The sequence below is a fragment of the Amycolatopsis rhizosphaerae genome, assembly GCF_007713715.1.
GTDB classification, from domain to species: Bacteria; Actinomycetota; Actinomycetes; order Mycobacteriales; family Pseudonocardiaceae; genus Amycolatopsis_E; species Amycolatopsis_E rhizosphaerae.
Genome location: NZ_VJWX01000482.1, coordinates 1 through 5,377 on the forward strand (window position 1 = coordinate 1; position 5,377 = coordinate 5,377).

The 5,377-nt window shown below is 69.4% G+C and carries 5 protein-coding genes and 2 pseudogenes; 6 read left to right on the plus strand and 1 reads right to left on the minus strand.

What is annotated here, in order from left to right; all coding sequences use genetic code 11:
- The 6 genes and pseudogenes from FNH05_RS31135 to FNH05_RS31160 all read left to right on the plus strand — a co-directional run.
- Window positions 1-451, plus strand: a pseudogene (locus FNH05_RS31135) (hypothetical protein); the annotation flags it as partial.
- A gap of 10 nt (window positions 452-461) precedes the next feature.
- Window positions 462-1,070, plus strand: a complete 609-nt coding sequence (gene sigM, locus FNH05_RS31140; protein WP_144592432.1) for an RNA polymerase sigma factor SigM — start codon at window positions 462-464, stop codon at window positions 1,068-1,070.
- Between the two features lie 85 nt (window positions 1,071-1,155).
- On the plus strand, window positions 1,156-1,908 hold the full coding sequence (locus FNH05_RS31145; RefSeq protein ID WP_144592433.1) for a hypothetical protein: 753 nt from the start codon (window positions 1,156-1,158) through the stop codon (window positions 1,906-1,908).
- 95 nt (window positions 1,909-2,003) lie between these two features.
- Window positions 2,004-2,993: a thioredoxin-disulfide reductase gene (gene trxB, locus FNH05_RS31150; RefSeq protein ID WP_144592434.1), complete on the plus strand. Its 990-nt coding sequence runs from the start codon at window positions 2,004-2,006 to the stop codon at window positions 2,991-2,993.
- Window positions 2,994-3,025: 32 nt separating this feature from the next.
- A complete protein-coding gene (gene trxA, locus FNH05_RS31155; protein WP_144592435.1) occupies window positions 3,026-3,352 on the plus strand; it encodes a thioredoxin in 327 nt (108 codons plus the stop codon).
- 205 nt (window positions 3,353-3,557) lie between these two features.
- Window positions 3,558-4,703, plus strand: a complete 1,146-nt coding sequence (locus FNH05_RS31160) for an N-acetylmuramoyl-L-alanine amidase (RefSeq protein ID WP_144592436.1) — start codon at window positions 3,558-3,560, stop codon at window positions 4,701-4,703.
- 139 nt (window positions 4,704-4,842) lie between these two features.
- On the opposite strand, the pseudogene FNH05_RS31165 reads toward FNH05_RS31160, so the two are convergent.
- Window positions 4,843-5,253: pseudogene (locus FNH05_RS31165) on the minus strand (GNAT family N-acetyltransferase); the annotation flags it as partial.
- Between the last annotated feature and the right edge of the window lie 124 nt (window positions 5,254-5,377).

Sequence of the window (5,377 nt, forward strand, 5' to 3'; positions counted from 1 at the left end):
GGTGCAGATCGGTGCTGCCGTCGCACCGAAGAGCGTCACGGTGTACAACCCCGACGGCGACGGCGACAACACCAGCCGCGCGAAGTACGCCGTCGACGGTGACCCGAGCACGATCTGGCGCACCGACCAGTACCGGCAGCAGTTCCCGACCATCAAGCACGGCGTCGGCCTGCTCGCCTCCTTCGCCCAGCCGATCAAGCTGGCGAGGGTGACGATCGCCGGGGCCAGCCAGGGCACGGTGGTCGAGATCCGGGTCGCCGACTCGGCGGACCCGGACCTCGCCGCCACCCGGGTGGTCGGCACGGCCACGCTGAGCAGCGCCTCGACCGACGTCACGCTCCCGCAGCCGCAGCCGGGCCAGTACTTCATCGTGTGGATCAGCCAGCTGAGCGGCTCCGCTGGTAAGTACCAGTCACAGATCGGCGAGTTGACCTTCCTGCCCGCCCAGTAGTCTCCTTCGGGTGACCGCAGCCGTACCGACTGACGCCGATCTCATGGCGGCACATGCCGCAGGCGATCCCCAAGCGTTCAGCGAACTGGTTCGGCGGCACCGGGACCGGATGTGGGCCGTCGCGCTACGCACCTTGCGCGACCCCGAAGAAGCGGCCGACGCGCTGCAGGACGCCTTCATCTCGGCCTTCCGGGGCGCCGCCAACTTCCGAGCCGAATCCCAGGTGACCACCTGGCTGCACCGGATCGTGGTCAACGCCTGCCTCGACCGCATACGCCGCAGACAGGCCAGGCCCACGGTGCCGCTCCCGGAAACCGGTTTCAACGAGCCCGCGACGCCCCGTGACTCGATTTCCGACCGGGAAACGAACCTGGTCGTCACCGCCGCCCTCGACCAGCTTCCGGAGGACCAGCGCGCACCGATCGTCCTGGTGGACGTCGAGGGGTACTCCGTGAGCGAGACCGCGAAGCTGCTCGGGATCGCCGAGGGCACGGTCAAGAGCCGGTGTGCACGGGGCCGGGCAAAACTCGCAAAGGTTCTCGGGCACCTGCGGAACCCCGATGCGATTGCGAACGTCCCAACTTCCGAAAGCAAACGGTCACCGAGGAGGGAAGCATGAGCGGTCTTCACACGATCCGGCTCATGCCGGTCATCCCGGTGCGGGCGCCCGGCACCATGGTGCGTATGGGGCAAGGGGAGGGGCGATGACGGACGAGAGTCGGGGGATCGAGGCCGCCGGCCCGCCATGGTCTGTCGACCTGCTCGCCGATCTGCATGCGGGCGTGCTGGACGAAACGCAGGCGAGTCGGCTGTGGACCCAGGTCGACTCCGATCCGGAAGCCCGCGCCGTCATCGACGCGCTCGAGGCCACCGCCGCAGACCTGGCCGCGCTCACCACCGCCCCGGCGCCGCCGATGCCCGAAGACGTGGCCGCCCGGATCGACGCCGCGCTCGCCAGGGAAGCGGCTTCCCCTCAACTCGCCCCCGTGGTGAGCCTCGACGCCGCCCGGCGGAAGCGGAACCGGCGGATCGGCTGGATCAGCGGTGTGGTGGCCGTGGCCGCCGCCGCGATCGCCGCGGTCGCGATCGCGATCCCCGGCAGCTCCGGCACCGACGGCAGCGGCGGCAGCCAGGTGGCCCAGTCGACGGCGGGCCAGGCCGCCCCGAACCCCCCGCTGGCCCTGCGCAGCGACCATCCGCAGGCCGCACTCGGCCCACTCGCCCAGGGTGTGAAGGACTACGGCCCGTTCGGTACCCCCCAGAAACTCGGGGCCTGCCTGCAGGCCGCCGGGTTGAGCGCGGAAGCCGATCCGATCGGGGTCCGGCCGGGCACGGTGGACGGCAAGCCCGCCGTGCTGGTCCTGCTGACCACCGGGAAGCTGGCGGAGTTCCGGTTGGTGGCGCTGTCCCCGGACTGCGGCTCGCGGCCCCTGCTCGACCAGGTGATCGGGAAGTAGTCTTCCGCCACGCGCGACGCAAGTCACCACGGGGAACACCTGACCCTACGATCGTGTTGAGCTGTTTGCCAGTTCACGACGAGTGGAGGTCACGGGTGGCTGCAGAAGACGTTCGGAACCTGATCATCGTTGGGTCCGGACCGGCTGGATATACGGCAGCGGTGTACGCCGCTCGTGCCCAGCTCGAGCCGTTGGTGTTCGAAGGGACACAGTTCGGCGGCGCCCTGATGACGACCACCGAGGTGGAAAACTTCCCCGGCTTCCGGGAGGGCATCCAGGGTCCGGACCTGATGGAGGAGATGCGCGAGCAGGCCAAGCGCTTCGGTGCCGAGCTGCGTGCCGAGGACGTCGAGGAGGTCGAGCTGCTCGGGGACGTCAAGTACGTCACCGCGAACGGCGTCCGGTACGCGGCCAAGGCCGTGGTGCTGGCCATGGGTGCCGCGGCACGCTACCTGAACGTGCCCGGTGAGCAGGAGCTCCTGGGCCGTGGCGTGTCCGCCTGTGCGACCTGTGACGGATTCTTCTTCCGCGACCAGGACATCGCGGTGATCGGCGGCGGCGACTCGGCAATGGAGGAGGCCACCTTCCTCACCCGGTTCGCACGCTCGGTGACGATCATCCACCGGCGGTCGGAGTTCCGCGCGTCCAGGATCATGCTGGAGCGGGCCAGGGCCAACGAGAAGATCCGCTGGCAGCTGAACTCCCAGGTGACGGAGGTGCTCGGCGACGGCAAGGTGCAGGGGGTGCGCCTGCGCGACACCGCGACCGGCGAAGAGTCGACACTCGACGTGACCGGGTTCTTCGTGGCCATCGGCCACGATCCCCGCAGCGAACTGGTCCGCGGCCAGGTCGAGCTGGACGAGGCCGGCTACGTGGTCACCCAGGGCCGCACCTCCTACACCAACGTCGACGGCGTGTTCGCCGCCGGCGACCTGGTGGACCACACCTATCGGCAGGCGATCACCGCCGCGGGTTCGGGCTGCGCGGCCGCGATCGACGCCGAGCGCTGGCTCGCCGAGCACGGCAGCGCCGCGGCCGAAGCCGCGCCCGAGCTGGTCGGCGGCGGCTACGGCTCCGCGAACTGAGCAGACCTGGCACACCAACCAAGGGAGAAATGATGTCCGAGACGGTCAAGGTGACCGACAAGTCCTTCGCCGACGACGTCCTGACCAGCGAGAAGCCCGTGCTGGTGGACTTCTGGGCGACCTGGTGCGGCCCGTGCAAGATGGTCGCGCCGGTGCTCGAGGAGATCGCGGCGGAGCACAAGGACAAGCTGAAGATCGCGAAGCTCGACATCGACGAGAACCCCGGCACCGCACGTGACTACCAGGTCATGTCGATCCCGACGCTGATCCTGTTCAAGGGCGGCAAGCCGGTCAAGCAAATCGTCGGCGCAAAGCCGAAGGCCGCGCTGCTTTCGGACCTTTCCGACGTTCTCGCCTGAGCGAGGCAACCCGAACCCGGGGGCGGGCGTCTTCCCAGGACGGCCCCCGGGTTCGTTGCTGTCCGCTCCGGCGACGAGTGCCGCAGACCGGCCCTTCGCCGTCACGGAGAGTCCACAAGGCAGAATAAGGACCCGGGCTTGCCACCCGGGACTGTTTGCGCCGCACCGGATTTCTCTCCGGTGCCCAAGGAAGAGCGAGGAGTGCATGCGGGTACTCCGCCGCGGTGACGCCGGTGAAGACGTCGCTGAGATCCGGTCGATGCTGGTGTCGTTGGGCCTGCTCGAGGCCCCGGGGCGAACTGACGGCCAGGCAGTTTTCGATCACGAGGTCGAGCGGGCCGTTCGCGGCTTTCAGCAGCGACGGGGCCTGATCACCGACGGTGTCGTCGGTCCGGCCACCTACCAGGTGCTGCGTGGTGCGATCTATCACCTCGGCAGCCGCCCGCTCGCGTATCTGATCTCCGCTCCGGTGCACGGTGACGACGTGTTCGCCCTGCAGGACAGGCTCACCGAGTTGGGGTACGACGCCGGACGGCCCGACGGCCTGTTCGGTGGCCGCACTGAGAAGGCGCTGCGCAACTTCCAGCGTGACTACGGCCTGGTGGTGGACGGTATCTGCGGTCCGGCCACGGTGCGGGCGCTGCGGCAGTTGTCCCCGCGTGCCCGTGGTGGCCGCCCGGTGTTCCTGCGGGAGCAGGAGCAGGTCCGGCAGGCGGGACCGCGGTTGCGCGGCAAGCGGATCGTCATCGACCCGGGGCACGGCGGGGCGGACACCGGCGTGGTGTTCGGCGGGTTGCGGGAGGCCGACCTGGTCTGGGATCTCGCGCGCCGGCTCGAAGGCCGGATGAAGGCCACCGGGATGGAAGCGCTCGTCTCACGGGGCCCCGATTTCGGTCCCTCCGAGGCCGAGCGCGCCATGTTCGCCAACGAGGCCGGGGCGGATCTGTTCCTGTCGCTGCACACCGACTTCAACTCGTCGCCGCACGCCCAGGGCGTGGCGACCTTCCACTTCGGCAACGGCTACGGCACCACCTCCACCGTGGGTGAGCTGCTCGCCGGCTTCATCCAGCGGGAACTGGCCGCCCGGACGGGCATGCGGGACTGCCGCACCCACGCCAAGACCTGGGAAATCCTGCGGCTCACCCGCTGCCCGGCGGTCCGGATCGAGATCGGTTACCTGAGCAATCCGAACGACCGGGCGCGCATGTCGGACCCGGCGTTCCGGGACGTGGTGGCGGAAGGCATCCTCGTCGCGGTGAAGCGGCTGTACCTGCTCGGCGAGGGCGATCAGCCCACCGGCACCTTCACCTTCGCCGACGTGCTCGCGCACGAACTGGCGAAGGCCGAGTAAAGCGCTCTCCTCCGCTTCAGGTGGCGTCCGCCACAGACCCACCTGCACGAATGGCCTAATCCTGTGGATAACTGCACAGACTTGTCCACAGTTCTGTGGACAAGTCTGTGCAGTGTGTGAGTTTTCGCTGCCTTCGAGCTCAGGCGCCGGCGGTGGACGGCTGCGGAGCGGGCGCCACGGTGGACACGGTGACCTGCCCGAGCAGGCGCTCCAACGCCGCTTCGACGTCGGCCTTCCACGAGATCGCCGATCGCAGCTCCAGGCGCAGCCGGGGCCACTTCGGGTGCGGGCGGACCGTCTTGAAACCGACCGCGGTCAGGAAATCGGCCGGGACCACGCAGGTGTGCCCCATCGCGTCGTTTTCGACCTCGCTGGGGCTCGCGTCGCCGAAGGCTTCGATCGCCCGTACCCCGCGGCGCGTGAGATCCTTGGCGACCGCCTGCACCAGCGCGCGGCCCAGGCCGCCGCCCCGGAACTCCGGGAGCACGTGGAACCCGGTGAGCAGCACCGCGTCGGCACTCGGCGGGGAGGTGGGGAACGCGCTGGCCCTTCGGCGTGCCGCCGCCCGCTCGGGCTACGGCCGCTTCATCGCGCGCGATCTCTTCCTGCGCGCTCGCCCCCTTCAACGCCAGCATCATGCCACCTTCCCGCAGCAAAGGAAGAGACCAACCGGC

Bases quoted from the DNA above. Each gene is read 5' to 3' on its own strand.
- trxA (WP_144592435.1), top strand. From the start codon at position 3,026: ATGTCCGAGACGGTCAAGGTGACCGACAAGTCCTTCGCCGACGACGTC.
- FNH05_RS31160 (WP_144592436.1), top strand. From the start codon at position 3,558: ATGCGGGTACTCCGCCGCGGTGACGCCGGTGAAGACGTCGCTGAGATC.
- FNH05_RS31145 (WP_144592433.1), top strand. From the start codon at position 1,156: ATGACGGACGAGAGTCGGGGGATCGAGGCCGCCGGCCCGCCATGGTCT.